General features: G+C 60.2%; 27 protein-coding genes and 1 pseudogene. 13 read left to right on the plus strand and 15 right to left on the minus strand.

The features are described from left to right. Positions 1 to 112: 112 nt before the first annotated feature. On the minus strand, positions 113 to 1447 hold the full coding sequence (locus ACZ889_RS13940; protein ID WP_003256208.1) for a lysine N(6)-hydroxylase/L-ornithine N(5)-oxygenase family protein: 1335 nt from the start codon (positions 1445 to 1447) through the stop codon (positions 113 to 115). Between the two features lie 173 nt (positions 1448 to 1620). On the opposite strand from ACZ889_RS13940, the gene ACZ889_RS13945 reads away from it, so the two are divergent. After that, positions 1621 to 2067 (plus strand): hypothetical protein, encoded by a 447-nt coding sequence (locus ACZ889_RS13945; protein WP_064614826.1) that lies wholly within the window; start codon positions 1621 to 1623, stop codon positions 2065 to 2067. Between the two features lie 267 nt (positions 2068 to 2334). Here the strand turns inward: ACZ889_RS13945 and pbpG are convergent, their stop codons facing one another. Together pbpG and ACZ889_RS13955 are read right to left on the minus strand one after the other, a co-directional pair. Continuing rightward, a complete protein-coding gene (gene pbpG, locus ACZ889_RS13950) occupies positions 2335 to 3261 on the minus strand; it encodes a D-alanyl-D-alanine endopeptidase (RefSeq protein WP_180688349.1) in 927 nt (308 codons plus the stop codon). 193 nt (positions 3262 to 3454) lie between these two features. Beyond that, positions 3455 to 3787 (minus strand): tyrosine-type recombinase/integrase, encoded by a 333-nt coding sequence (locus ACZ889_RS13955; RefSeq protein ID WP_080756726.1) that lies wholly within the window; start codon positions 3785 to 3787, stop codon positions 3455 to 3457. On the opposite strand from ACZ889_RS13955, the pseudogene ACZ889_RS13960 reads away from it, so the two are divergent. Continuing rightward, positions 3787 to 3942, plus strand: a pseudogene (locus ACZ889_RS13960) (DNA polymerase V subunit UmuC); the annotation flags it as partial. The gene ACZ889_RS13955 and the pseudogene ACZ889_RS13960 sit on opposite strands and share 1 nt — an antisense overlap. Positions 3943 to 4049: 107 nt before the next feature. On the opposite strand, the gene ACZ889_RS13965 reads toward ACZ889_RS13960, so the two are convergent. Both ACZ889_RS13965 and ACZ889_RS13970 read right to left on the minus strand, forming a co-directional pair. Continuing rightward, positions 4050 to 4619 (minus strand): DJ-1/PfpI family protein, encoded by a 570-nt coding sequence (locus ACZ889_RS13965; protein WP_080756727.1) that lies wholly within the window; start codon positions 4617 to 4619, stop codon positions 4050 to 4052. Between the two features lie 405 nt (positions 4620 to 5024). Next, entirely contained in the window at positions 5025 to 6191 is a 1167-nt protein-coding gene (locus ACZ889_RS13970) for an aminotransferase-like domain-containing protein (protein WP_180688348.1), read from the minus strand. An 80-nt stretch (positions 6192 to 6271) separates the two neighbouring features. On the opposite strand from ACZ889_RS13970, the gene ACZ889_RS13975 reads away from it, so the two are divergent. Further along, positions 6272 to 6715 carry a MarR family winged helix-turn-helix transcriptional regulator gene (locus ACZ889_RS13975; RefSeq protein ID WP_012051939.1) on the plus strand — a complete coding sequence of 148 codons (444 nt, stop codon included), beginning with the start codon at positions 6272 to 6274 and terminating at the stop codon, positions 6713 to 6715. A gap of 860 nt (positions 6716 to 7575) precedes the next feature. Here ACZ889_RS13975 and ACZ889_RS13980 read toward each other — a convergent pair. Continuing rightward, on the minus strand, positions 7576 to 8250 hold the full coding sequence (locus ACZ889_RS13980) for a polysaccharide lyase family 7 protein (protein WP_003256199.1): 675 nt from the start codon (positions 8248 to 8250) through the stop codon (positions 7576 to 7578). A 234-nt stretch (positions 8251 to 8484) separates the two neighbouring features. Here ACZ889_RS13980 and ACZ889_RS13985 point away from each other — a divergent pair, with 234 nt between their 5' ends. Further along, positions 8485 to 8808, plus strand: a complete 324-nt coding sequence (locus ACZ889_RS13985) for a DUF1654 domain-containing protein (protein WP_476257462.1) — start codon at positions 8485 to 8487, stop codon at positions 8806 to 8808. Between the two features lie 38 nt (positions 8809 to 8846). Here the strand turns inward: ACZ889_RS13985 and ACZ889_RS13990 are convergent, their stop codons facing one another. Then, complete coding sequence (locus ACZ889_RS13990) at positions 8847 to 9671, minus strand: S24 family peptidase (RefSeq protein WP_019751052.1); 825 nt, start codon at positions 9669 to 9671, stop codon at positions 8847 to 8849. Positions 9672 to 9835: 164 nt separating this feature from the next. Between ACZ889_RS13990 and ACZ889_RS13995 the strand changes: the two genes are divergently transcribed. Next, the gene (locus ACZ889_RS13995; RefSeq protein ID WP_121783273.1) at positions 9836 to 10174 is read left to right on the plus strand and encodes a chemotaxis protein; all 339 of its coding nucleotides are present in this window, start codon (positions 9836 to 9838) and stop codon (positions 10172 to 10174) included. Between the two features lie 68 nt (positions 10175 to 10242). Here ACZ889_RS13995 and ACZ889_RS14000 read toward each other — a convergent pair whose 3' ends face one another. Then, entirely contained in the window at positions 10243 to 10425 is a 183-nt protein-coding gene (locus tag ACZ889_RS14000) for a hypothetical protein (protein ID WP_010954600.1), read from the minus strand. A gap of 94 nt (positions 10426 to 10519) precedes the next feature. Next, positions 10520 to 10873: a hypothetical protein gene (locus ACZ889_RS14005; RefSeq protein WP_003256193.1), complete on the minus strand. Its 354-nt coding sequence runs from the start codon at positions 10871 to 10873 to the stop codon at positions 10520 to 10522. 161 nt (positions 10874 to 11034) lie between these two features. Here ACZ889_RS14005 and ACZ889_RS14010 point away from each other — a divergent pair, with 161 nt between their 5' ends. Further along, positions 11035 to 11856, plus strand: a complete 822-nt coding sequence (locus ACZ889_RS14010; protein ID WP_476257463.1) for a shikimate 5-dehydrogenase — start codon at positions 11035 to 11037, stop codon at positions 11854 to 11856. A 56-nt stretch (positions 11857 to 11912) separates the two neighbouring features. On the opposite strand, the gene ACZ889_RS14015 is transcribed toward ACZ889_RS14010, so the two are convergent. The 3 genes from ACZ889_RS14015 to ACZ889_RS14025 all read right to left on the minus strand — a co-directional run bounded on the left by ACZ889_RS14015 (position 11913) and on the right by ACZ889_RS14025 (position 13364). Next, positions 11913 to 12155 (minus strand): hypothetical protein, encoded by a 243-nt coding sequence (locus ACZ889_RS14015; RefSeq protein WP_003256190.1) that lies wholly within the window; start codon positions 12153 to 12155, stop codon positions 11913 to 11915. Between the two features lie 97 nt (positions 12156 to 12252). Next, the gene (gene gloA, locus ACZ889_RS14020) at positions 12253 to 12780 is read right to left on the minus strand and encodes a lactoylglutathione lyase (RefSeq protein WP_476257464.1); all 528 of its coding nucleotides are present in this window, start codon (positions 12778 to 12780) and stop codon (positions 12253 to 12255) included. Positions 12781 to 13004: 224 nt separating this feature from the next. Continuing rightward, complete coding sequence (locus ACZ889_RS14025) at positions 13005 to 13364, minus strand: histone-like nucleoid-structuring protein, MvaT/MvaU family (RefSeq protein WP_010954596.1); 360 nt, start codon at positions 13362 to 13364, stop codon at positions 13005 to 13007. Between the two features lie 361 nt (positions 13365 to 13725). On the opposite strand from ACZ889_RS14025, the gene ACZ889_RS14030 reads away from it, so the two are divergent. Continuing rightward, positions 13726 to 15015, plus strand: coding sequence for an OprD family porin (locus tag ACZ889_RS14030; protein ID WP_476257465.1), 1290 nt, complete (start codon positions 13726 to 13728; stop codon positions 15013 to 15015). Positions 15016 to 15082: 67 nt separating this feature from the next. Beyond that, positions 15083 to 15832 (plus strand): precorrin-6A synthase (deacetylating), encoded by a 750-nt coding sequence (gene cobF / locus ACZ889_RS14035; RefSeq protein ID WP_476257466.1) that lies wholly within the window; start codon positions 15083 to 15085, stop codon positions 15830 to 15832. A 69-nt stretch (positions 15833 to 15901) separates the two neighbouring features. Here cobF and ACZ889_RS14040 read toward each other — a convergent pair whose 3' ends face one another. Beyond that, on the minus strand, positions 15902 to 16252 hold the full coding sequence (locus ACZ889_RS14040; RefSeq protein WP_012051948.1) for a response regulator: 351 nt from the start codon (positions 16250 to 16252) through the stop codon (positions 15902 to 15904). Positions 16253 to 16500: 248 nt separating this feature from the next. Here ACZ889_RS14040 and ACZ889_RS14045 point away from each other — a divergent pair, with 248 nt between their 5' ends. From ACZ889_RS14045 to ACZ889_RS14065, 5 genes are read left to right on the plus strand one after another with little or no spacing between them, the layout of a single operon-like run. Continuing rightward, positions 16501 to 19968 (plus strand): response regulator, encoded by a 3468-nt coding sequence (locus tag ACZ889_RS14045; RefSeq protein WP_180688343.1) that lies wholly within the window; start codon positions 16501 to 16503, stop codon positions 19966 to 19968. Continuing rightward, on the plus strand, positions 19965 to 20786 hold the full coding sequence (locus ACZ889_RS14050; protein WP_010954591.1) for a CheR family methyltransferase: 822 nt from the start codon (positions 19965 to 19967) through the stop codon (positions 20784 to 20786). Before ACZ889_RS14045 ends, ACZ889_RS14050 begins: the two co-directional genes overlap by 4 nt. Further along, positions 20783 to 21358 (plus strand): chemotaxis protein CheB, encoded by a 576-nt coding sequence (locus tag ACZ889_RS14055; RefSeq protein WP_180688342.1) that lies wholly within the window; start codon positions 20783 to 20785, stop codon positions 21356 to 21358. Before ACZ889_RS14050 ends, ACZ889_RS14055 begins: the two co-directional genes overlap by 4 nt. Continuing rightward, positions 21352 to 22578 carry a hybrid sensor histidine kinase/response regulator gene (locus ACZ889_RS14060; protein ID WP_003256177.1) on the plus strand — a complete coding sequence of 409 codons (1227 nt, stop codon included), beginning with the start codon at positions 21352 to 21354 and terminating at the stop codon, positions 22576 to 22578. The genes ACZ889_RS14055 and ACZ889_RS14060 overlap by 7 nt, the downstream gene beginning before the upstream one ends. 44 nt (positions 22579 to 22622) lie before the next feature. Next, positions 22623 to 23000 (plus strand): response regulator, encoded by a 378-nt coding sequence (locus ACZ889_RS14065; RefSeq protein WP_003256176.1) that lies wholly within the window; start codon positions 22623 to 22625, stop codon positions 22998 to 23000. Between the two features lie 48 nt (positions 23001 to 23048). Here the strand turns inward: ACZ889_RS14065 and ACZ889_RS14070 are convergent, their stop codons facing one another. Then, a complete protein-coding gene (locus tag ACZ889_RS14070; RefSeq protein ID WP_014859099.1) occupies positions 23049 to 23630 on the minus strand; it encodes a TetR/AcrR family transcriptional regulator in 582 nt (193 codons plus the stop codon). A 12-nt stretch (positions 23631 to 23642) separates the two neighbouring features. Next, on the minus strand, positions 23643 to 24491 hold the full coding sequence (locus tag ACZ889_RS14075) for a 3-hydroxybutyryl-CoA dehydrogenase (RefSeq protein ID WP_014590524.1): 849 nt from the start codon (positions 24489 to 24491) through the stop codon (positions 23643 to 23645). Positions 24492 to 24500: the final 9 nt, after the last annotated feature.

Genomic DNA, 24500 nt, shown 5'->3' on the forward strand with positions numbered 1-24500 from the left:
GAATGAGAATCGAAAACCTGCAGGTTAAAATGAAAGCAAATGTTTCAAAGCACAAACACCGGACTGCGCACGAGGCACCAGTCCGGCCTTGATGGCTGGTTGTAGAGAGGGGTCAGGCGCGGGTCAGTGCCACGGCTGCTTGGGGCTTTTCGTGCAACTGCTCCAAGTCCTGGTACAGCGCTCGGCCAATTTCCGCAGCGCGTGCCGGCAGGACCGAAAGCAGGGTGTCACTCAGGCCGTGGCTGTTTTCGCAGAAGCCCTGCAGGTACACCGAGGCTTGCAGGTCCGGGCTGGCCAGTACGCGGTAGTTGCGGTCGACGCTGAAGTCCTCCAGGTAATCGGCCAGCGGCGCCAGCAATTCACGGTGCGAGCGGCGCTCGTAACCGGTGGCGAGGATAACGGCATCGTAGCGGTGGGTTTGCTGCTGGCCGGTGGCGAGGTCGCGCAGGGTCAGTTCCAGGCCTTCGCGGGTGGCCACCACCGCTTCCACCTGGCGCCGGCACAGCACGTTGTGGCGGTGCTGATGGGCAACCTTCTGTCGGTAGAGGATGCCGTAGATGCGCTCGATCAGGTTGAGGTCGACCACCGAGTAGTTGGTGTTGTGGTATTCGCCCAGCAGTTTGCTGCGCTGTTCGGCCGGTTCGTTGTAGACCAGGTCGGTATAGTCGGGCGAGAAGATCTCGTTGACGAAGGGGCTGTCGTCGGCGGGCTTGAGGGCCGAGCCGCGCAGAATCATGTCGACCTTGACTGACGGGTAGCTGTCGTTGAGGTCGATGAACGCCTCGGCGGCGCTCTGGCCTGAGCCGATCACGGCAATGCGCATGGGTTTGCCAGCCGTGCACGGCAGTTTGGTCAGGCTGCTCAGGTACTGCGAGTGGTGGAAGACTCGCGGGTCGTCCTTGAAGGCGCCGAAGTTTTCCGGGATTTTCGGCGTGCCACCGCTGCCCACCACCACTGAGCGGGTGGCGCGGCTGTATTCGCGGCCTTGTTTGTCACGCGTGATCACGCACAGGTGTTGGACCCGGCCTGCATGCATGTGCGGTTCGATGCGCAACACTTCCTGCCCATACACCGCCTGGGAGGCGAAATGCTCGGCGGCCCAGCGCAGGTAGTCGTTGTACTCCAGGCGGCAGGGGTAAAAGGTGCCGAGGTTGATGAAGTCGGCCAGGCGCTGCTTCTGGTGCAGGTAGTTGACGAAGCTGTAAGGGCTGGTTGGGGTACGCAGCGACACCAGGTCCTTGAGGAACGAGATCTGCAACTCGCTCTGGGTAGCCAAGGTCTCGCCGTGCCAGTGGTAGTCTTGCTGCTTGTCGATGAACAGTGCGTCGAGTGCATGGCCCCGGGATTCGGCGAGTTCTTCCAGGGCGATGGCCAAGGCCAGGTTGGAGGGGCCGAAGCCCACGCCGATCATGTCTTTGATGGTTTCCTGCTGTGAAGACTGGCTCATGGCTGCGATTCCCTGAATGTCGAATATGGACGCCCGCCGGGGCTCCGGCTCCTGCGCAAGTACATGAGTTGGAACGAGCCAGCCGAGGGGGAATTTAAGCGGGCTAAAGAACAGCGTGAGGCGGCCGATGTGTTGGTTACGGCAAGGACCAATTTTTCAGGCAGGGAATCAACATGAGCGGTATCACGGCAAGCAACCTGATGATCAATGGTGTTTCAGCACAGACGCTAAGCGCGAACGCAGCAACCGAGCGTGAACAGGCGAAACAGGCCGATGAGGCGGTGGGGCCGTTGAGCATAAGCAGTGACAGCAGGAAGGTGTCGGCGGGTAGCCAGGCGCAGTCCACCGACACTGAAGGCAGTAGTGAATCGGGGGCTGTGAGCGAGCTGCGTCAATTGATCAAGGATCTGCAGAAGCAATTGGCAGAGGAACAGAAACAGTTGGCTGCATTGCAGAACAGCAAGATGGACGAGACTGCGAAAGCAGCAGCGGTTGGTGCCAAGCAGGCGAGCGTTGCTACCCTCAATGGGCAGATCATGGCGGCCACGGCGCAGTTGCTGGAACTGTTGCAGCAAGAGGGCGGCAGCAGTGCGGGAGGCATGGTCAGCGCTACGGCCTGACTGGACATGCACAGGCCGCTGTAGGCGCGGGTTTACCCGCGAATGGGTCAGGCCTGCTGGCCAATTTCCACCCGCCGTTCACCGTTGTCGCCGCGACCGTATTCGCGGGTAAACCCGCTCCTACACCTATCGAGGGTGGACACACATTGGTGATTGGGCGCAGGCCGTCGTGTAGGCGCGGGTTTACCCGCGAACACGGGCGAAGCCCGTGCTATCCACCGCGTTGTCTGTTTCGCGAACACGCCCGCACGTTCCAGGATATGGCGGTCATTCGGCCGCCAACCGCCCCTTGTTCTGCCGGTCGGCCTTGTACTGCATGGCCACCGCCGGTGCCGGCTTGGCGGTACCGGTTTCCAGCCATTGACGCATGCGGCTGGCATCGGCGAAGTGGGTGTACTTGCCGAAGGCATCGAGAATGACCATGGCCACCGGGCGGTTATCCATGCGGGTCAGCAGTACCAGGCAGTGCCCGGCCTCGTTGGTGAAGCCGGTCTTGGTCAGCTTGATATCCCAGTTGCTTTTGTTCACCAGGTGGTCGGTGTTACGGAAGCCCAGGGTGTAGTTGGGCTTGCGGAAGGCGACGGTCTTTTCGCGGGTGGTCGACAGCTCACTCAGCATGGGGTACTTGCGCGAGGCCATCAGCAGCTTGGCCAGGTCGCGGGCAGTGGATACGTTCTGCGTCGACAGGCCGGTCGGCTCAACATAGCGGGTCTGGGCCATTCCCAGGCTGCGGGCTTTGGCATTCATTGCCTTGATGAACGCCGGATAGCCGCCGGGGTAGGCGTTGGCCAGGCTATTGGCCGCACGGTTCTCCGACGACATCAGGGTAATCAGCAGGGTTTCGCGGCGGTCCAGCTGGCTGCCCAGGCGCACGCGCGAGTACACACCTTTCATCTCCGGGTTGTTGGCAATGGTCATGGTGAGCATTTCATCCATGGGCAACTTGGCATCCAGCACCACCATCGCCGTCATCAGTTTGGTCACCGAAGCGATCGGCACCACGCGGTCGGCATGGCTTGAATACAGCTCCTGGTTGCTGTTCAGGTCGATCAGCAGAGCGCTGCCTGAAGCCAGATGCAGTTTGGAGGGGTCACGTTGAACCTGGGCCGGGGGTTGTGCAGCAGCAGTCGACGGAAGGGTCGCGGTACCTGTGAGCAACAGCAGCAGGCTGAGGATGGACAGGGATGTTTTCACGTTGAGGCTCACTAAAAGTTGGTATGTCGTTGGCTGTGCAAGGGTTTTCCCCCTAAAACCGATGCATTTTGGAGTATGGCTGAATTGCTGTCGAATGCCTTATGCCTAAAGGGCGCAAAGTGAACGATATTTAATCCTGTACCCATTACGTTCTTTTCCAGCTTCGCCAGTTCCGTCCAATCGTTGGCAGAATTCAACCACTTGGCGTAGGTCGAGAGAAGCACCTGCACCGAGCGCCCAAGCTGCCCAGCAATGAACGCTGGATTCGTGGTGACGAGCCAGAAGGCTGGAAGATGAATGGCGACTCCGTCGAGACGCGGCGCTTCTGCTTCGAGCGGTATTGCGCGATCTCTCTGGCCCTTGCCAGTGCGCCAAGAGCCCGGCTGTTCAACATTACGGTGCGGGTGTATTTCGTCTTGGTCCGCTCGACTGCCTGCTTTTCAACCACGATCCGGCAGATGTGAGCCGTCTTTTTCTCGACGTCGACCTCATCCCGGCGCAGCGACATAATCTCGCCCGTGCGCATACCCAACCTGCGACACGCTGCTGATGACCCGATTTGCCTCAAAGGCGGTCGACCGTATCTTCAGGCCCGGTTTTCGGTACAGCAAGGCAGAGGTGCTGCTGATGGACTTGCGGCAACCCGGTGAGTTGGCAGAGGACTTGTTTGCGCTCAAGCAATGAGTGGCTGCATTCGATCTACATCTGCCTTTAAAAAAGGACAGCTAACGGCCAGAAGAGGACCGTCGAAGACATTACCTGATGGGCTGATTTGTGGAACGAGGCGGTCATCCATGTTCCGCTGCTAGCATTGATCTGAACTGAGAAATGAGCGCTGAAGATAATCCGGCACCTTCGAACACTGCGCAGGTGAAGCTAACGGGTGCAGGGCCTGGAGCAGTTATGATGCGGTCTGCAACCACAGCTACTGCACTGCTTCGATAGCGCGTGCGCCCGTCATAACCTACGGCATTTTTTTGCAGAAATTCAGCGCTGTTCGAGGTATGAGGAACTGTGTCGAGTAGCCCGGCTCTCGCAAGTGCCAGCGTTCCACCACAGATGCCAGCAATTGTCGCTCCACTTGAACGACTAGCATGAAGAAAGTCTCGAATATCCGGAGCTTCTGTACGCTCCCAGACCATTCCTCCAATCACGACAACAACGTCCGGTTTCCAGTCCAGGCATTGTTGCAAGCCACTATCGACAGTTACAGCCAATCCGCCCTGCGAGTGGAGCGGCCCTGTAGTAGGTGCGAAAAACCTGACGTCGATCCCATAAAATGGAGACGCAGTTCCAGCAATGAATGCGTATTCCCAGTCAGCAAAACCCGGTGTCAGTATCAAACCCACGCGTGCCATCAGCCAGATTCCTCCATGAATGCCGATAGCGTACGGCGGCTTCAAACAGACATCAAGGTTCAGCTAGCGGTGCTCATAGGAAGGGAGGATGATGTTCCCGGTCGCGATATTGGATTCAATATCGAAATTAAGAATACTGTGCTGCTGGCACCAGGGCCTTAGGGCAATTTGAAATTTGTCAAGTGTCGGCAAGCTTGATTGACTACGATTATGAGGGCGAAAGCGAAGCTAACGCATCTTAGATAACACGCGATTGACTCCAGACCGCCGGGGGCATTTAGTGAGCTCCTCAGACTTTGTCTTCAGTAAGTGACCGCTTTTGGCCGATAACTGTTCTCCACGAAGGACAGCTATGGGTCGAAAGCGGCCTGTCGTGAATCGCAGATTTCGACCCATTAGAGATAGTCAGGCCGCCTGCTGGCTCAGAGCCCGACGCAGGACATCCGACAAACGCTTCAGACCTTCATCCAGCTTGTCGGGAGCAACATGGCTGAAGTTCAGCCTCAGGTGCCCTGGATGTTTGTCAGGCTCTGGGAAGAAGGGCTCTCCTGGCATGAAAGCCACATTGGCCGCCAGTGCCGGCTCGAGCAATGCCCGGGTATCGATGGGGTGCTTGAGCGTCAACCAGAAGAACAACCCTCCCTCTGGCATCTGCCACTCGGCCAGGTCGGCGAAGTGCGTCTCCAATGCCGCCTGGAAAGCGTCTCGACGACCTCGGTAATAGCTGCGTAACTCTTCAAGATGACGGTCAAGCCTTTCTGTCCCCAGCCATTGAAGCACCTGCCATTGGCCAACCCGACTGGTGTGCAGGTCCGCCGACTGTTTGAGCCGCAGCAAGTGCGGGAACAGGTCGGGGCTGGCAATCAGATACCCAATCCGCAAGCCGGGCAGCAAGGTCTTGGACACAGTACCGGTATAAATCCAGCTGGTGGTGTTCAGACGGCTGACAACCGGCATGGCCGCGACGCTGTCGAAGCTCAGCTCTCGATAAGGCTCATCTTCGATCAATGTGACGTTGAACTCATCGAGAAGCGCCGCGACTTCGTCCCTTTTCCTGTCGCTGTAGCGCAGCCCCGACGGGTTCTGGAACGTTGGAATCAGATAGATGAACGCGGGGCGGTTCAGGCTCAGCAGTTCGCGCAGCGACTCCAGGTCCGGGCCATCCCGCTCCATCGGCAGCGAAAGGCAGTGCGCGCCGAAGAACTGGAAGCTTTGCAATGCAGCCAGATAGGTAGGGGCTTCCAGCAGTACCGGCGTTCCTTTGTCGATATACAGTTTTGATGTCAGGTCCAGAGCCTGCTGCGAGCCGCTGAGAATGAGCACTTGGCTAGCCTCGCACGTGATTCCCAAGGCACGGGCTTCCCTGGCCAGCGCCTCACGCAACATCGGCTCACCCTCGCTCATCCCGTACTGGCCCATGCTGGTGGGCATTTCAGCCCAGTCCACAGAGGGCAGCATCTCCTCTGCCGGTAGCCCCCCTGCAAAAGACATCATCCCTGGGCGCTGCGCGGCGGCCAGAATTTCACGAATCAAAGAGCTTTTAAGGCGCGAAACACGTTCAGAAAATGCCATGGATCACCTCTGGCCAAGCGCGAACAATATAGGTCAAACTCCTTTACCTAAAGTAGAGCGCTCGTCGAGAATAAGTCAATATGATTGACCTAAAAAACCAGGAAGCACAGCAGCAGGCCATGGAGGCGTTTTTCTTTGGCTATCAGGCGTTCACCACCAAGGCCGACGAGATGCTTGAGCGCAGGGGCTTGGGCCGTGTGCATCAGAGGATCGTTTTTTTCATAGCCCGGCACCCGCACCTCAGCGTCAAGCAACTGCTGGCTCTGCTCGGCGTGACCAAGCAGGCGCTGAACATACCGCTCCGGCAATTGGCAGAGATGGGCTTAGTGGACAGCGTGGCATCGCATACCGACAAACGGATGCGTTTGCTTCAGTTGACCAAAGAAGGCTCGCGACTTGAGGAAATGCTGCGACGTGAACAAGTAAAGCTGCTTGAACGGGCATTCGGTGAGGCCGGAGCGCCGGCGGTAGAGGGATGGCTGGCTGTCAATGCGGCATTGGGGAAGATACAAAATTCAACGTGAACCCGGATACCCGGAAGAAGGCCTCTGTAGACGCGGTTTCATTAGGAACATGCGTATGCTGAGCAGATTTGATTGTCCGCAATGGGTCGACAGCGGACTGTGGGAGGTGGGTGTAGCTGACGACCCAGGACGGATCTTGGTTGGCTGAACGCCTGGATGGGGGAATAAAGCTGTCTAAAACCGCCCGAAAGCGTCTCGGTTTTATTGGGCCAAAGTCGCTGAAACTGGCTGAACCCTATTAGACAGGCCAGATGCTCAGGCCGCTTGCGGTGCGGTCTGAGGCTAGATACCCACGCTACTGCTGCATTGCCGGGATGTGCTGGATGGACGTACAGCCGGCGCGTACCAATTTTTGTACCAATAGTGGGATGCAGTTCAGCGAAAGGTCCCGGTATTGAGGTTCTCGCCCGTGTCCGGTGATCTGATATAAAACCTTTCTGGACAGGGTAAGCGCACACTTGATGTAGCTCAGAGCTTCTGAGCATTGAGAGGTGCGTATGACCATAGATAGGGATGGAATGGATTGTGATCAGCAGGTTAGCAGGCCGGCTGAAAACAATGGTCCGCCAGGCAGTCAAGACTCGGAAGGTAAACGGGAGCAGCCCGAGGATCGCGACGATTCCGCACATAATCGGCCCTTTCGAGGCAGGCAGAGATCAGGCCCGCCGGACCCATCGCGGGCATCCAATGCCGAGCGTTATAGTTATCACAAGCGCCCACTGGAGTAACTTCCAGTACAGTGTGTAAAGGCTGGCGGAAGTACTGTTCAGCCCAGCTGATAGAAGCCCAGCCCCGCGCTGGGCTTTTTGCATTCATGCGACGCCCTGAGGGGTTTTGATAGCAGGGCTGGGCATCGACGTTCAGCGATGGATGAGCGAGAGCTCGCTGATGATGCAGATCGAGCCGTCCTCGGCGGGGGTTGCGTCGGTGTAGTCGACCTGGTTGTAGACCCCGCCGTGGAACTCGAACAGGTGCGAAGCCCAGGTACTGTCGAGCTGCAAATCGCCCGACGAGGCGGATACCCCGTTGCATTCGGCCGTCACGGTTACCACGCCTTCAGACGTCGTGTGAATGCTGATGTGGAACGTCGCACCCAGTGGCACCCCCTTCAGGACTGTGGAATTCACCGGGTCGGTCTGGTTGAAGGTGCGTCGAAACCCCAGTGTGATGTTGCCCTTGTTCCAGAACACCTTTACTGGCGGGCCGTCGTCCCCGCGTACGTGCATCTGGGCGATGACCACCTTCTGCGCGGAGTTGACCTTGGTCAGCGTCATGGTCTGGCGATTCCAGTGATCCTGGGCGCTGGCCAGCGTCCAGTCTTGCGTTTCTGTCCATTCGCAGCGTGTCCTGTGGGTGCTTTTGCTCGAAGCACCTTTGGTTGGGGCTGAGAACTGGATTGAGCCATCGCTGAGCACTGTCACGATGCTGGGAAAGCGGGCAATCGCTTCAGCACCGTTCAGCTCCAGAGCAACGGGGTTGGTTGAGGAGACGGCTACCGGCGTGGCGATGGTGAGGTGGCTGATATCTACGGCCATGGGGAACTCCTGGCGAAAAGGTTTGAGTGGCATAGCCGCCGTACAAGCGACGGCCGAACACAAAGTTAGCCTCAGGCTAAAGATCGGTCAATAGCTGATGGCTAAATTAATTTCGCTTCACGGGAAATTACCTACAGGCGAAATTTTCCGCAGTGGGGGGCTTTACGCAGGATTTGACGGTGAGCTAAGCTTTCGCCGAGTACTGTACGAATATACAGCTATCAGGATGAGAATATGGCAAGCCACATGAAGTCGGAACCTCAACAGCGCCAGGAAATGACCGGAATAGAGCGGCTTAGCCTGCGGGTATCGTCAATGATCAACCACCCGCTCGCACAGACGCAGCGCTGGGTAGTGGTGCACCGTCTGGATACCGACGGTGAAGCGGAATGGGAGGAGGTGATGGGCCAACTGCTGGAAACGCCAGAGTTGCAGCTGACGTTCAATGATGACGCCAGCGTGACGGTGCGATGGGCGCGCAGTAGCGTGGAAGAGCGTGATGATTTTATCGTCGAGCGCGACTGCGAGGCTCAGGTCGAGGAAGCTGCATCGTTCTGAGCTTCAGCAAAAGCCCGCCGGTCAGGGCGGGCTTCGGTTTATACAAGGTGGGCATTCCACACCAGCAGGACCCTGGCCTGTATGTAGGTCTCTTCCCGACGAATCATGCGGTCTTTGTGCCGCGAGTTGTCGGAGATCATCTCGAAGTGGTCCTCGTCCGCGATCTGTAGCCGCTTGATGTAGATGTGGTCGCCCCAGGAAAAGAAGTAGATGCCATCGCCGACGAACTCTCGGATGCTGACGTCGACGATCAGCGGGTCGCGGTGCCTGATGGTCGGCTCCATCGACTGGCCCCAGCCGGTCACCATCTTCAGGTGATGGTGCTCGCTGAACGTCACGCCCAGTTCGCGCAGGTGGCTGGGGCTGACGCGAACGTCCTTGAACATCTCGGGGTAGTCGTGGGGGATCTGGCCGCCGCCCATGGCTGCCCGTACGTCATAGTGGGCAATCCACACTTCGTCACCGACCAGGCCGGGGCGCAGCGGCTCGGCTTCCAGCAGCGTGGCATCTGCAGGCTCTTGCGCCGCAGCCAGCAGCCTTTGCCGGGTTTCTTCAGCGATACCTTTGCCGCTTCGGGCAAGCATCTGTTTGACCAGGTCGGCTGCAGAGAGCTTGTTGTCACCTGGCTCGACAGCCGCCTGTGCGTGTTCGCCTGGCGACAGCGCGTCGAACCAGCCCCGTGGCAAACCTTCGATGCCCTCGATGCGGCGGGCCACGTCATCGCCCAAGTTTTTCACGGTCTTGTCGGAAAGGATCTGGCTAAGGTGTGCAGGCGCCATCCCCCAGCGCTCTGCGCAGGTGCCCTTTCTCTGGCTGCCGATCAGCTTCACCAGGTTGTGCTTGCGAATTTGGTAGATGTCCATGGGGTAAAGCATGCCAGTGTTTAGCTTGCTGCTAAATGTGCGCATGGCTAAATCTGCTCTTGTCGTGTTGTTAGCTGTAGGCTAAATTAAGCGCGCGAACAAGGAAAGCTGACGAGACATTTTTCTCCAGGGCTGATCACATCATCATCTGTAATGAGGTTCACATGGATCCGACCGACCTCGGCCCGGGTACCGTCACTTGGCTGGGCGGTACGGGGACTGTATTGCTGGGTGCGTTTCTGTGGCTGCGTAAATGGTTGTCCAGGGATGCAGTCGACCGCGCGATGGACACCGCAGAAATTGCCGTCATCCGCCACCTGACAGAGCTGCTGGACATCGAACGGGATGCTCGAAGGGAGGCGCAGGCAAAAGCTGATCTGCTCACCAAGGAGCGAAACGAGCTGGTGATGACCGTAGGCCGGCTGCAAGGCAAGGTCATGGTGCTGTCCAGTAAGCTGGGCAGTAGCGGCCAAACCTCAGGTGGCAGCCCGGGCAATCCGTGAAGCACAAAAAAAGCCCGCCATATTGGCGGGCGACAAGGGCGTAGGGAGCAACGCACAACATATTCGGTTCAGGCAACCAGAGTACCTGGTTGCAACTGTTCGGCCAGTGCCTGGGCTGAGGCGCGGGTCGGCATCGGGCCGCTCACGGCTTCGCCGTTGCGAACCAGGTACCAGCACGCCAGCAGGCCCTGCTCACGCAGTGAGGCGGGAACGGCGCTACCGACAACGGACATGATCTGGATAGTGGCCATGGGGACCTCCTGTGAAACATGGCTCTACCATACGCAGCAGCCGGATATGTTTGAAATCAACTTCCTCGATAGTGATCATTGCTCCTATCAACCATTACCAGCGCGGTGGCCCGTAGTACACCGGTGGCGGCCCATAGTAGGTGCGGTAGCCCGGTGGCGGCGGGGGTGGTGCGTAGTAGGGCTGGTAGTACACCGGCTGTGGTGGCGGTTGTACGTACACCGGCGGCGGCGCGTAATAGACCGGCTGGCGTTCGACATACACTGTGCGGTCATGGCCGCCATAAACCGTCGCCCCAACCACGGCGCCGACCACTGCCGCACCCAGCAGTGGCCCCGGCCCATACCAACCACCGTGCCCATGGCCGCCATAGCCGCCGTGCGCTGCTGCAGGCCCGCTGATGGCCAGGGCACCGACCAGCAGGACGATTCCGGGAATGAGACGGTTCATAAAACAACCTCGCAGGAAAACCCCACGTCCGGGGCCCTGTTACTATGACTCCAGTCTCTGTCAGCTGAGCACAGGGGAACGGTAAAGGTTGTGTAAGGGGCGACCAGTGGTTGACTCTGTTACGCTGAATAAACGTTTCAGTCATGACTAAGGGGCCTGTTATGCCGACAACTCCCAGCCGGGACACCGTGCTTTGTATCTCTCTGGCCGGACGCCCCGGCACCTTCGGCGTGCGCTTTCACAACCACCTGTATCAGCAGTTGGGCCTGGACTTCTACTACAAGGCCATGCGCACCGATGACCTGCCGGCGGCGGTGGCAGGGATCCGCGCCTTGGGTATTCGCGGCTGCGGGGTATCGATGCCGTACAAGGAAGCCTGCATGGCCTTGGTCGACGAAATCGATCCCTCGGCGGCGGCCATCGAGTCGGTCAATACCCTTGTCAATTGCAATGGCCACCTCAAGGCGTACAACACCGATTACCTGGCCGTGCGCCAATTGCTGGCTCAGCATCAGGTCGATCCGGGCACGGCCTTTGCCCTGCGAGGCAGCGGTGGCATGGCCAAGGCCGTGGCCAGCGCCTTGCGCGATGCCGGGTTTGCCGAAGGCATCATCGTTGCACGCAACGAGCAGGCCGGGCGTCAGTTGGCGGATGTCTGTGGTTATCGCTGGGTACCTGAGCCAGGCGACATTTGCCCGCCCATGCTGGTGAACGTGACGCCGATCGGTATGGCGGGCGGGCAGGAGGCAGAAGAGCTGGCGTTTCCCGAGCACGCCATCGCGGCGGCGGAGCGGGTGTTCGATGTGGTGGCGATGCCGGCGCAGACGCCGTTGATTCGCCGGGCTCAGGCGTTGGGCAAGCCGGTGATCACTGGGCTGGAGGTCATTGCGCTGCAGGCGCTGGAACAGTTCGTGTTGTACACCGGGGTGAGGCCGACGCAGGCGCAGGTGGATGCGGCGGTGGCATACGCGCGGGCTAGCTAGTTAATGCTACCCCCTTCACAGCTTCGGCGGCGAAGGGGGTACAGGCGAAACCCGGATCAGAACACCTCGTGCCCGTTATCCAGCTGTTTGTCGACCAGTGCCCGGCCATGGGCCAGCGACACACGCTGCGCGTTCTCAAGGTCGGAGAAGAACTGCATTGGCATCGACATGCGCTTGCTGGTGTGCCCGTCAGGTGCCGTGATCAGGCAGCCGGCGGCATAGGGCAGGGGGGAGTCGGGATGGGGCATCACGCTGGCAGTGATGGTGTGCTCGCGGTATTCACAGTGAAGAGATTGCATCGTCCTTACCTCGCTGTGGCATGTGAAGCAGTTACCTTCATATACCACAGCAAGAGGCCGGGAGTTCCCGGCCCGACGAGCGCGCCGCGACGAACGCTTAGCCTTCGAGCTCGGTTGGCTGGATCACTTCGATCCAATAACCGTCCGGGTCCTTGACGAAGGCCAGGTGGTTCATGCGGCCGTCCTGCAGGCGTTTCTGGAACGGTACTTCCAGTTCCTCGAAGCGCGCGCAAGCGGCGCGTACGTCGGGTACCGAAATGCAGATGTGGCCAAAGCCGCGCGGGTCGGTGTTGCCATTGTGGTAGGCGAAATCGGCATCGTTTTCGGTGCCATGGTTGTGGGTCAGCTCCAGCACGCCGGGGATCGCCTTCATCCACTGGTGGCGGGCGGTGTCATCAGCGGGGATCTGGGCAGGGTCGACCAGGGCCAGGAAGTACAGGCTGAAAGCGGCTTCAGGGAAGTCACGCTTGTCCACCAGGCGGAAGCCCAGCACGCGGGTGTAGAAGTCCAGCGACTTCTCGATGTCCTTGACCCGCAGCATGGTGTGGTTGAAGACGAACTGGGCGGTGGCGGCGTCAGGTTGCGCGGTGACGCCAGGCAGGGTTTGCAGATCGTGCAGGCTCATGGGAACTCCTGAGACGGGGCCGGGCACAGGGCGCCGGCAAAACAGACAGGCTGGCCATGATACGGCAGTGCGCCGATTGCGCAAATGAAAGCGCCCTGCAAAGGCAGGGCGCTGAAATTAGAGGCCCGCATGTGCGGGCGCGTGATGGGGTCGCTAGTCCTTTAGCTGTTTCGATACTGAGCCAGTCCTTGTGAAAAAAGTGTGAAGCCTATGTGGGCATTTCATCAGCGTACCCAGCTTTCTACTGTGGCGGCCCCATACTGTTCTTTCCAGGCCTTGAGGCCACGGTGGTTGCCGCCTTTGGTCTCGATGCGTTCGCCGGTGTGCGGGTTCTGATAGACCTTGACCACCCGCGGGCGGCGTTGTTGCTTGGGGGGTGTGCTGGAAGCGCGGGCCACAGCCTTCGGGTCGAGGATGGCGATGATATCGCGCAGGCTCTTGTCATAGCTTTTCATCAGGCCGACTAGTTTCTGCTCGAATTCGATTTCGCGTTTGAGGCCGGCATCCTTTTTCAACGCTTCCAGTTGCGCCATCTGTTCCTGGAGCGCTTTTTCGGCAGCACGAAACTCTGCAAGTCTGGACACTGTAATCACTCCTGTACGTCGGTCGTGGCAGGGCGTGACGAACATTGAAGACGCGTAAAAACGCCGGCCACGCAGTTGGGTTTCACTGTTCGCTGATATCGAGTGTAGTCATTCATGGCTACTGGGTAAACTGCTAACTTTTTGCAAGTAAGGCGGGAACTTTCCTAGTTTTGCGCACGGTATTTGGCGTTTTTTCTGCGGTTGCACCACAGGGGGCCTAGACCATGGTCCAATGGCCCGCGTCAGAGCCTTTGGGCGATCATTTCAGATGATGGCCGACTCATGTTCGGACCTGCCGCAGTACCGTGGCCAACACGTGCCACAGGTTGTTAACTCGTCTTCATTCTGGATGTTTCCTCGCATGTTTTCCCCTTTCCCCCTCGCCCCTGGGCGCCGTGTTACCGGCCTGTTTCTATTGTGTGCCGGTGTCAACGCCCAGGCTGCCGGGTTTCTTGAAGACGCCAGTGCCAAGATCGAAGCACGCAATGTCTATTTCAACCGGGACTTCCGGGACGGCTACAGCAGTTCCAGCCAGGGCGCATCCAAGCGCGAAGAGTGGGCACAAGGCTTCATCCTCAATGTGCAATCGGGTTATACGCAAGGCCCGGTAGGTGTTGGTGTGGATGCGCTGGGCATGTTCGGCTTCAAACTGGACTCCAGCCCGGCCGACAGTAACAGTGGATTGCTGCCCTCGTCTGGCCACGACCCCCGGCACTCGGCCGACCAGTATGCGAAGATGGGCCTGGCGGCCAAGGTCAAGGTCTCCAATACCGTGCTCAAGTACGGCTCAATGATGCCGGATGTGCCGTTGCTCAAGTACAACGATGGCCGTCTGCTGCCGACCCTGTTCCAGGGTGCCATGCTCACCTCTGAAGAACTGCACGACCTGAAGTTCACCCTGGCTCGCCTGGACAACTACACCGCTCGGGATTCCACCGATCGCCAGGACATCCGCGTGCACTGCAAAAACAAGCGTTATGCCTGCGATACCGAAGCCGACCACTTCGACCTGGCCGGTGTCGACTACCGTTTCAACGAGCGTTTCAGCGCCCAGTACCAAGTGGCCAAACTGGAGAATATCTACCGTCAGCACTTCCTCGGCCTGGTGGCCAGTCAGCCGCTGCCGGTGGGCAGCCTGTCGGCTGACATGCGCCTGATCAAGAGTGATGACATCGGCAATGCCCGTGCCGGTGAAATCGACCATCGCGCCTTCAGCGGCATGCTTGGCTACAGCCTCGGTGGCCACAAGCTCAGCGCCGGCTGGCAGCGCATGTATGGCAACAGCGCCATGCCGTACCTGGATGGTAGCAACCCGTACCTGGTCAACTACGCCCAGGTCAATGATTTCGCCGCTGCACAGGAGCGCTCCTGGCAAGTGCGCTATGACTACGACTTCAAGGCGTTGGGTGTACCCGGCCTGACCTTCTTCACCCGTTATATCAACGGCGACAATATCAAGGTGCCGGGCAGCGGTGCCGAAGGCAAGGAGTGGGAACGCGACACCGAGTTCAAATACCAGGTGCAAAGTGGCACCTTCAAGGATGTCAGCGTACGCCTGCGTAACTCCACTTACCGCAGCAACTATGAAAGGTGGGCGCGTGACATGGATGAGACGCGGGTCATTGTCAGCTACAACTTCTCGATCTTCTAAGCAGCTGCTTTGCCAAATACCGGTAACCGCCTGACAATGGTGGCGGGTTCCCGCAAAGGGCAGGGCAATGAAAGACCTGTTGTTGATCGGCATCGGCGCGGGTGACCCGCGCCAGGTCACCTATGAAGCAGTCGATGCGCTGCGCAGTGCCAGCGTGTTCTTCGTGCTCGACAAGGGCGACGACAAAGATGAACTGGTGCGTCTGCGCAAGGCCATTCTGCAGCGCTACCGCCCCGAAGGTGGCTATCGCCTGGTGCCGGTGGTCGACCCTTTGCGCGATGGGCAGGCGGATGACTACCTGGGCGCGGTGCAGCACTGGCACCGGCAGCGTGCTGCGCTGTATGCGCGCCTGATCGAGGAGGAAATTGGCGACGGGGAAACAGGTGCCTTCCTGCTGTGGGGCGAGCCGACCCTGTACGACAGTACCCTGCGCATTCTCGACCTGGTCCGCGAACAGGGCGTGACGTTGCGCGTGCAGGTCATCCCTGGCATCAGCAGTGTGCAGGCGCTGGCGGCGCGGCACCAGGTGCCGCTCAACCGCATCGGCGAGCCCCTGACCGTGCTGCCTGGGCGACGCCTGGCCGAGCAGGGGCCTGTCGACAATGTGGTGGTGATGCTCGACGGGCAGTGCGCCTTTGCCGGGCTCGATGACCCGGCGTTGACCATTTATTGGGGCGCGTACCTGGGGACCGAGGATGAAGTGCTGATCGCCGGGCCGTTGCAGGCGGTGAAGGCACGGATACTGGAAGTGCGCGAGCGGGAGCGGGCGCGCAAAGGGTGGATCATGGATACCTATCTGCTGCGCAGGGAGCTGTGAAGTGGGTTGCCTGTGTCGGCCTCTTCGCGGGCAGGCCCGCCCCGGCAAGCGAAACAGGCAACGCCGTGCTCAAGGGTTACCCAGAATACCCACCACCGTGTCCCGCAACTGGTCGATGCTGAACGGCTTGCCGATCAGGTGCATGCCCTCCGGTACCGTGAGGCTGTCGGCGTAACCGCTGGCGAACAGCACCGGTAATAGCGGCCGCAGTTCGCGCGCTTTGCCCGCCAGCACCTCACCTCGCATGTCCGGCAGCCCCACATCGGTCATCATCAGTGCCAGCGCCTGGCTTGGGTCTTCAAGTACACGCAGGGCGGCTGTGGCGTCTTCTGCCTCGATGACCTTGTAGCCCAACTCGTCGAGCACTTCGACCGTCAGCATACGTACGATGTCGTCGTCTTCGACTACCAGAAGGTGCATGGTTCAAATCCTGTACAAATGAGTGTCTTTAATCTGTGCACCGCGCGGCATCAGAAGTTCCCGAGGATACCGCTCCATGCAAATAGATGGAACGATTGCCGAATGCAACCTTCAAATACTGGCTAAATGCCCTGCCAGACCCGTGAAAGCTGGTTAGACTCGCTTATCAGGACAGCGCAGTGGCAGATAACAATAACGACTGATCGGCCACTCTTTTCAATGGACTTTTCTAGCTCGGGCGTTTTCTCATGATTCAAGCAGCCTCGATGGACCAGCGAAGCTTTCGCAAGCTGTTGAGCCGTAACATCGGCCTCCCCCTGGGGGTTGGCCTGCTCGGGGCCGTGGCCTTCGTCGCGGTGATCAACTACCTGCTTTCGGCCATGCAGTGGGTCGAGCACACCGACCGGGTGATCGGCAACGCCAACGAAACGGTCAAGCTCTCGATCGACATGGAAACGGGCATGCGCGGCTTCCTGATCACGGGCGACGAGCGCTTCCTTGACCCTTACGAGGTGGCCAAGCCACGCATTCTCGGCAGCCTGCAAAGCCTGCGCAGCATGGTCGAGGATAACCCGCAGCAGGTTGACCGTATTGACCGGCTGATGGCCTTGCAGCAGGCCTGGAACGACTTCGGCAGCGAGATGATCAGCCTGCGCCGCAGCCAGGGCGATTACCAGGCCTCGATCGGCAATGGCCGGGGCAAGCGCATCACCGATGAAATCCGCAAGGAGTTCGATGACCTGATCATTACCGAACAACAACTGCGCATGGCCCGTAACGAAAAAGTCAGTACCGTCACCGTGACGTCGATTTCGGCTTTCGTGCTGTTCATTGTCGGCCTCAGTGCATTGCTGGCCTACCTGGGCCGTCGTGACCTGCTGGCACTTTCGGCCAACTACGCTGAAAACCTGCAGGCCCAGCAGCGCTCGGCGCAGCGCCTGGAGCACCAGGCCTGGCTACGCAACGGCCAGACCCAGCTGGCGCAGCAGGTGCTCGGGCAGCTGACCTTGCCCATGCTTGGCGAGAACATCCTGCGCTTCTTTGCCTCTTGTCTGGGCAGCGTGGTGGGCGCCGTGTACGTGCGCGACGAGCATGGCCGGCTGGTGCGCGTGGCCTGTTATGGCCTGAGTACCGAAGAGCAGGCCCGCGAGCAGATCGAGTCGGACCACCATGGCCTGTTGGCCCAGGCGGTCCGCGAAGGCCGCTTGCTGCGCCTGGAGGAACTGCCCGAAGATTTCTATCGCCTCAGTTCCGGCCTGGGCAGCGGCTTGCCGCGCAGCGCACTGCTGATGCCGGCGACCGAAGACGGGCAGATCAACGGGGTGATCGAGCTGGGCTTCCTGCGCCCCTTGCAAGAACGGGATGAAGAGCTGCTGGAGCGGGTCGGCGGCAACCTGGGCATGTCGATCGAGAGTGCACGTTATCGTCAGCGCCTGCAGGAAGTGCTGGCCGAAACCCAGCAACTCAATGAAGAGCTGCAGGTGCAGCAGGAAGAGCTCAAGACTGCCAACGAAGAGCTCGAAGAGCAGTCACGGGTGCTCAAGGAGTCTCAGGCCCATCTGGAAACCCAGCAGGCCGAACTCGAGCAGACCAACGAGCAGTTGTCGGATCGCACCGAAGCGCTGGACCGCAAGAACGATGAGCTGAGCCAGGCGCAGCTGGAGCTGCAGGCCCGTGCCGACGACCTGCAGCGATCGAGCAAGTACAAGTCCGAATTCCTCGCCAACATGTCCCATGAGCTGCGCACGCCGCTCAACAGCTCGCTGATTCTGGCCAAGCTGTTGTCAGAAAACGCTGAAGGCAACCTCAGCGAGGAGCAGGTCAAGTTCGCCGAATCCATCTACTCGGCCGGCAACGATCTGCTCAACCTGATCAACGACATTCTCGATATCGCCAAGGTCGAGGCCGGCAAGCTTGAAGTACGGCCCGAAACCACCCAGGTCGAGCGCCTGGTAGAAGGCTTGCGCGGCATGTTCCAGCCGCTTGCCGGTCACAAGGGGCTTGCCTTCGAGGTCAAGGTCGAGCCGCAGGTACCGGTCACGCTGTTCACCGACCGTCAGCGCCTGGAGCAGATCCTCAAGAACCTGTTGTCCAACGCCATCAAGTTCACCGAGCGTGGCCAGGTCAGCATGAACGTCAGCTTCCAGGCTGGCAGCGGTATCGTGTTCGCAGTCCGTGACACCGGCATCGGCATTGCGGCCGATCAGCAGCAGGCGATCTTCGGCGCCTTCCACCAGGTCGATGGCACCAGCAATCGCCGTTATGGTGGCACTGGCCTGGGGCTGTCGATCTCCCGTGACCTGGCGCATTTGCTCGGAGGCCAGATCAATGTCGACAGCAGCCCCGGGCAAGGCAGCGTGTTCAGCCTGATTCTGCCGGAGCGCTATGCCGCCGAGGCCGAAGACGTCGAGCCGCAAAGCCTGCGCCCGGCCGTCGATGCGTTGCCGCCTGCACCGCAAGCGCCGTTGGCCGCCGCTGTCATGCGCCCGGCGCCGGCCTTTGCCGACGACCGCGAGCGGGCCCCTTTCGATACCCGTTGCATTCTGGTGATCGAAGACGAGCCCAATTTTGCCCGCATTCTCTTCGACCTGGCCCATGAACTGGGCTATAGCTGCCTGGTGGCCCATGGCGCCGACGAAGGCTTCGAGCTGGCAGCCCAGTACATTCCGGATGCGATCCTGCTGGACATGCGCCTGCCCGACCACTCGGGCCTCACCGTCCTGCAGCGCCTCAAGGAGCAGGCCAGCACCCGCCATATCCCGGTGCACATCATTTCGGTGGAAGACCGCGTCGAGGCGGCCATGCACATGGGGGCGGTGGGGTATGCGGTCAAACCCACCAGCCGCGAGGAGCTCAAGGAGGTGTTCGCTCGCCTGGAAGCCAAGCTTACGCAAAAGCTCAAGCACATCCTGCTGGTGGAAGACGACGACCTGCAGCGCGAGAGCATCGCCCGGCTGATCGGCGACGACGATGTCGAGATCACGGCCGTCGCCATGGCCCAGGATGCACTGGCGCTGTTGCGCCAGAACATCTACGACTGCATGATCATCGACCTCAAGCTGCCAGACATGCTCGGCAACGAGCTGCTCAAGCGCATGACCGCCGAGGATATCCGCGCCTTCCCGCCGGTGATCGTGTATACCGGCCGCAACCTCACCCGCGAGGAAGAAGCTGACCTGCTCAAGTACTCACGCTCGATCATCATCAAGGGCGCACGTTCGCCGGAGCGCCTGCTCGACGAAGTGACGCTGTTCCTGCACAAGGTCGAATCGCAGCTGTCCAACGAGCGTCAGCGCATGCTCAAGACCGCGCGCAGCCGCGACAAGGTGTTCGAGGGCCGCAAGGTGCTGCTGGTGGACGACGATGTGCGTAATATCTTCGCCCTGACCAGCGCCCTGGAGCACAAGGGCGCCATTGTCGAAATCGGCCGCAACGGGCGCGAAGCCATCGAGCGCCTGGAGCAGCACGACGACATCGACCTGGTGCTGATGGACGTGATGATGCCGGAGATGGACGGCTTCGAGGCCACCCGCCTGATCCGTCAGCAACCGCGCTGGCGCAAACTGCCGATCATCGCCGTGACCGCCAAGGCCATGAAGGATGACCAGCAGCGTTGCCTGCAAGCCGGTGCCAATGATTACCTGGCCAAGCCGATCGACCTGGACCGCCTGTTCTCGTTGATCCGTGTCTGGCTGCCGCAACTGGAGCGAATTTGACTAGCGAACGCAACACCGACATCGAGATCCGACTGCTGATCGAGGCGATCTACCTCAAGTACAGCTACGATTTCCGCAATTATTCCGGCGCTTCGATCAAGCGCCGGATTCTCCACGCGCTGCGTCAGTTCGATTGCCTTACGGTGTCTGCGCTGCAGGAACGTGTGCTGCACGACCCGGGCATGTTCATGCAGTTGCTGCAGTACCTGACGATCCCGGTCAGCGAGATGTTCCGTGACCCTGACCACTTCCTTGCCGTGCGCAACGAAGTGGTGCCGCTGCTTCGTACCTGGCCCTCGATCAAGGTCTGGATCGCTGGCTGCAGCACGGGGGAAGAGGTGTATTCCATGGCCATCCTGTTGCGTGAGGAAGGGCTGCTTGAACGCACCATCATCTACGCCACCGACATCAATCCGCATTCGCTGGACAGGGCCAAGCAGGGTATCTACTCGATGCAGAGCATGCGCGAATACGAGGAAAACTACCGCCTGGCCGGTGGCCGCCGTGACTTCGCCGAGTACTACACCGCCGCCTATGGCAACGCCATCATGGACAGCAGCCTGCGCGACAATGTCACCTTCGCCGACCACAGCCTGGCCACCGACAGCGTGTTCTCCGAGACCCAGTTGGTGTCGTGCCGCAATGTGCTGATCTACTTCAACAAGGACCTGCAGGATCGGGCGCTGGGCCTGTTCCATGAGTCGCTCTGCCACCGCGGTTTCCTGGTGCTGGGTAGCAAGGAGTCGGTGGACTTTTCGGCCTATAGCGATCGTTTCGAGCCGCTGGTCAAGCCCCAACGGATCTTCCGTAAATCATGAGCGGTGTACGTGCAGTGGTGATCGGCGCCTCGGCCGGTGGCGTGGCGGCATTGTTCCAGGTGCTCGGCGCGCTGCCATCGACGTTCGCCATACCGGTGCTCTGCGTGCTGCACCTGCCGGACGATCGCCACAGCCAGCTGGCCGGCGTGCTGCAGCGGCGGCTGCATCGGCCGGTGTGCGAGGCACGTGACAAGGAGAGGATCAGCGGCGGGCAGATCTATGTGGCAGGGCCGGGTTACCACTTGTCGGTGGAGCGCGACCTGACGCTGTCGCTGAGCCAGGAAGAACCGGTGCATTTCTCGCGCCCAGCGATCGACTTCCTGTTCATCTCGGCGGCCGATGCCTATGGCGACAGCCTGCTGGGTGTGCTGCTTACCGGCGCCAACGAAGACGGCGCCAGGGGCCTTGCCTACATCAAGAAAAATGGGGGGCGCACGATCGTCCAGGACCCTCGTGACGCACAGGTTGCCCTGATGCCGGAGGCCGCCCTGGCCCTGCACCAGCCCGACCATATTCTTACTCTGAGCGGTATCGGGCAGTTGCTCGCGACCTTGGAATACAGCGCATGCTAAGCCACACCATCGCCAAACTGCTGATTGTCGACGACTTGCCGGAAAACCTGCTGGCGCTCGATGCCCTGATCCAGGGCGAGGACCGCGAGGTGCACCAGGCACAGTCTGCCGAGGCTGCCTTGTCGTTGCTGCTCGAGCACGAGTTCGCACTGGCCATTCTCGATGTGCAGATGCCGGGCATGAACGGTTTTGAACTGGCCGAGCTGATGCGCGGTACCGACAAGACCAAGCACATCCCGATCGTCTTCGTCAGCGCGGCGGGTCGCGAGATGAATTATGCCTTCAAGGGCTACGAGAGCGGGGCCGTGGACTTTCTGCACAAGCCGCTCGACACCCTGGCGGTGAAAAGCAAGGTCTCGGTGTTCGTCGACCTGTTCCGCCAGCGCAAGGTGCTTGGCCGGCAGCTGGAAGCCCTGGAGCAGAGCCGCCAGGAACAGGAGCTGTTGCTCAGCCAGCTGCAGGTGGCACGGTGTGAGCTGGAGCACGCCGTGCGCATGCGGGACGACTTCATGTCGATCGTCTCCCACGAGGTGCGTACGCCGCTCAATGGCCTGATCCTGGAAACCCAGTTGCGCAAGATGCACCTGGCTCGGGGCAACCTGGACGCGTTCAGTGTCGACAAGCTGCAGGCCATGGTCGAGCGCGACGAACGGCAGATCAACAGCCTGATCCGGTTGGTCGAGGACATGCTCGATGTTTCGCGCATCCGTACCGGTAAACTGTCGCTGCGGCCCAAACTGTTTGACCTGGGCCAACTGGTGCGTGGGCTGGTGGAAAACTTCACGGCGCAGGCCATGGCCCTGGAAACACATATCGAGTTGCAGCGTTGCGAAGCGCTGAAGGGGGAGTGGGACGAATTCCGGATTGAACAAGTAGTGGCCAACCTGTTGTCCAATGCAATGCGTTACGGCGAGCGCAATCCGGTGCAGGTGCGGGTGTTCGAGCAGGGCGGCATGGCCTGGGTGCAGGTGCAGGACCACGGCATCGGTATCAGCGCCGTCAACCAGCAGCGGATCTTCCAGCAGTTCGAGCGGGTCTCTGCCCAGCAGGCCAGCGGAGGGTTGGGCCTGGGGTTGTACATCTCCGAGCAGATCGTCCAGGCACACGGTGGCCGGATACAGGTTGAAAGCGAGGAGGGCAAGGGTGCCACATTCACCCTGCAATTGCCGATGGCAATATTCAAAGAACAAAACGACCAGGCGCGGGCAACCTCTGTGTAAGCCTGGGGTCTGATGGCCAACTGTAAGTATTTCAAGGCGTTAACATGAGTGAAGATGCACAAGATGTGGTTCTGGTCGTCGAGGATGAACCGGCGATTCGCATGATTTTGCGCGATTACCTGGCGGGTGAGGGGTACCACGTCCTGGTGGCTGAGGATGGCGAGCAGGCGTTTGCCATCCTGGCCAGCAAACCGCACCTGGACCTGATGGTGACAGACTTCCGTTTGCCGGGGGGGATCTCGGGGGTGGATATTGCCGAGCCCGCGGTGAAATTGCGGCCCGACCTGAAGGTGATTTTCATCAGCGGCTACCCGGCGGAGATTCTCGAATCTGGCAGCCCGATCACCCGCAAGGCACCTATCCTGGCCAAGCCGTTTGACCTGGATACCTTGCACGAGCAGATCCAGTCGCTGTTGCGCTGAGGCATCCGGCCTTTTCGCGGGGCAAACCCGCGAGGAGGCCGTTGCAGGCTATCGCAGCGTCCGCTCAATCCCGCCGACCAGCAAGTTTTCCATCAGCTCCAACCCTTGCGCTTCAGGCAGTGCTTTGAGCAACCCCGGCAGCTGGTTGAGAAACGTCGCCAGTACATGCGCTGTAGCGTCCAACGCTTGCCCCGGCAGTTTCGCTTGCGGTGCGATCAAGCGCAGCAAACCCGCCTCATAGCGCTTGCGCAACGATGCCAGGTGCGCCTGTTGCGCCTCACTCAAACAACACAAATCCCGCTCGGCCAGCCGAAACTGCAGCGGCCGTTCGGCATGCAACTGCCAGTGCGCAGCAATCAGGCAGCTCAATGCCGATGTCCCCCGGGCCATGGCCCGGCGGGCCTGGTCCAGGGTGGCCTGCAGCTCTTCGTACAACTCTTCGATCAAGTCGTACAGCAGGTCCTGCTTGCTGGGAAAGTGATGGTACAGCGAGCCGGCGGTCAGCCCCACATGGGCCGCCAGTTCGCGCATGCTGACCTGGCCAAAGCCCTTTTCGGCAAACAATGCCATGGCCCGGTCACGTCGCTCCTCAAAGTTGGCACAGCGCATTGCGGCATTGACCGGGGGCATGGCGCTTGGTCCTCAGTAGGTGAAGAAACCGCGACCGCTCTTGCGCCCCAGCCAGCCGGCCGCGACCATTTCCTTGAGCAGCGGAGCAGGGCGGTACTTGCTGTCGTTGAAGCCTTCATGGAAGGCCTCCATGATCGCCAGCAGGGTGTCCAGGCCGATCAGGTCGGCCAACGCCAGCGGGCCGATCGGCTGGTTGCAGCCCAGGCGCATGCCGGTGTCGATGTCCTCGGCACTGGCCAGGCCTTCCTGGCGCACGAAGATCGCCTCGTTGATCATTGGCACCAGGATGCGGTTGACCACGAAGCCCGGGCGGTTGCCGGCGGTGATCGGGGTCTTGCCGACTTTTTCGGTCACCACCAGCGCTTGGGCGTAGGTGTGGTCGCTGGTCTGCAGGCCACGAATGATCTCCACCAGCGCCATCATCGGTACCGGGTTGAAGAAGTGCACACCAATGAAGCGCTCGGGGTGCTCGATGCTGGCAGCCAGTTGAGTCACCGACAGCGACGAGGTGTTGGTGGCGATCAGGCAGTCGGCGGCAACGTTGGCTGCCACCTGCTGCAGGATGCGCTGCTTGAGCTGCAGGTTCTCGGTAGCCGCTTCGATCACCAGGTGTGCAGCGCTGAGCTGGGTGTAGTCGGTGCTGGTGCGAATGCGTGCTTTGGCGGCTGCGGCCTTGTCGGCATCGAGGGTGCCTTTGCTGACCTGGCGCTCGAGGTTCTTGCTCAAGGTGGCCACGCCGCGCTCGAGCGCTGCGTCGGAAACATCCACCAGCAGCACCTGGTAGCCGGCAATGGCGCACACCTGGGCAATGCCGTTGCCCATGGTGCCCGCGCCGATCACGGCGATCTGTTCAATGCTCATGTGTCAGTC

This window comes from Pseudomonas sp. TE3895 (genome assembly GCF_056278855.1).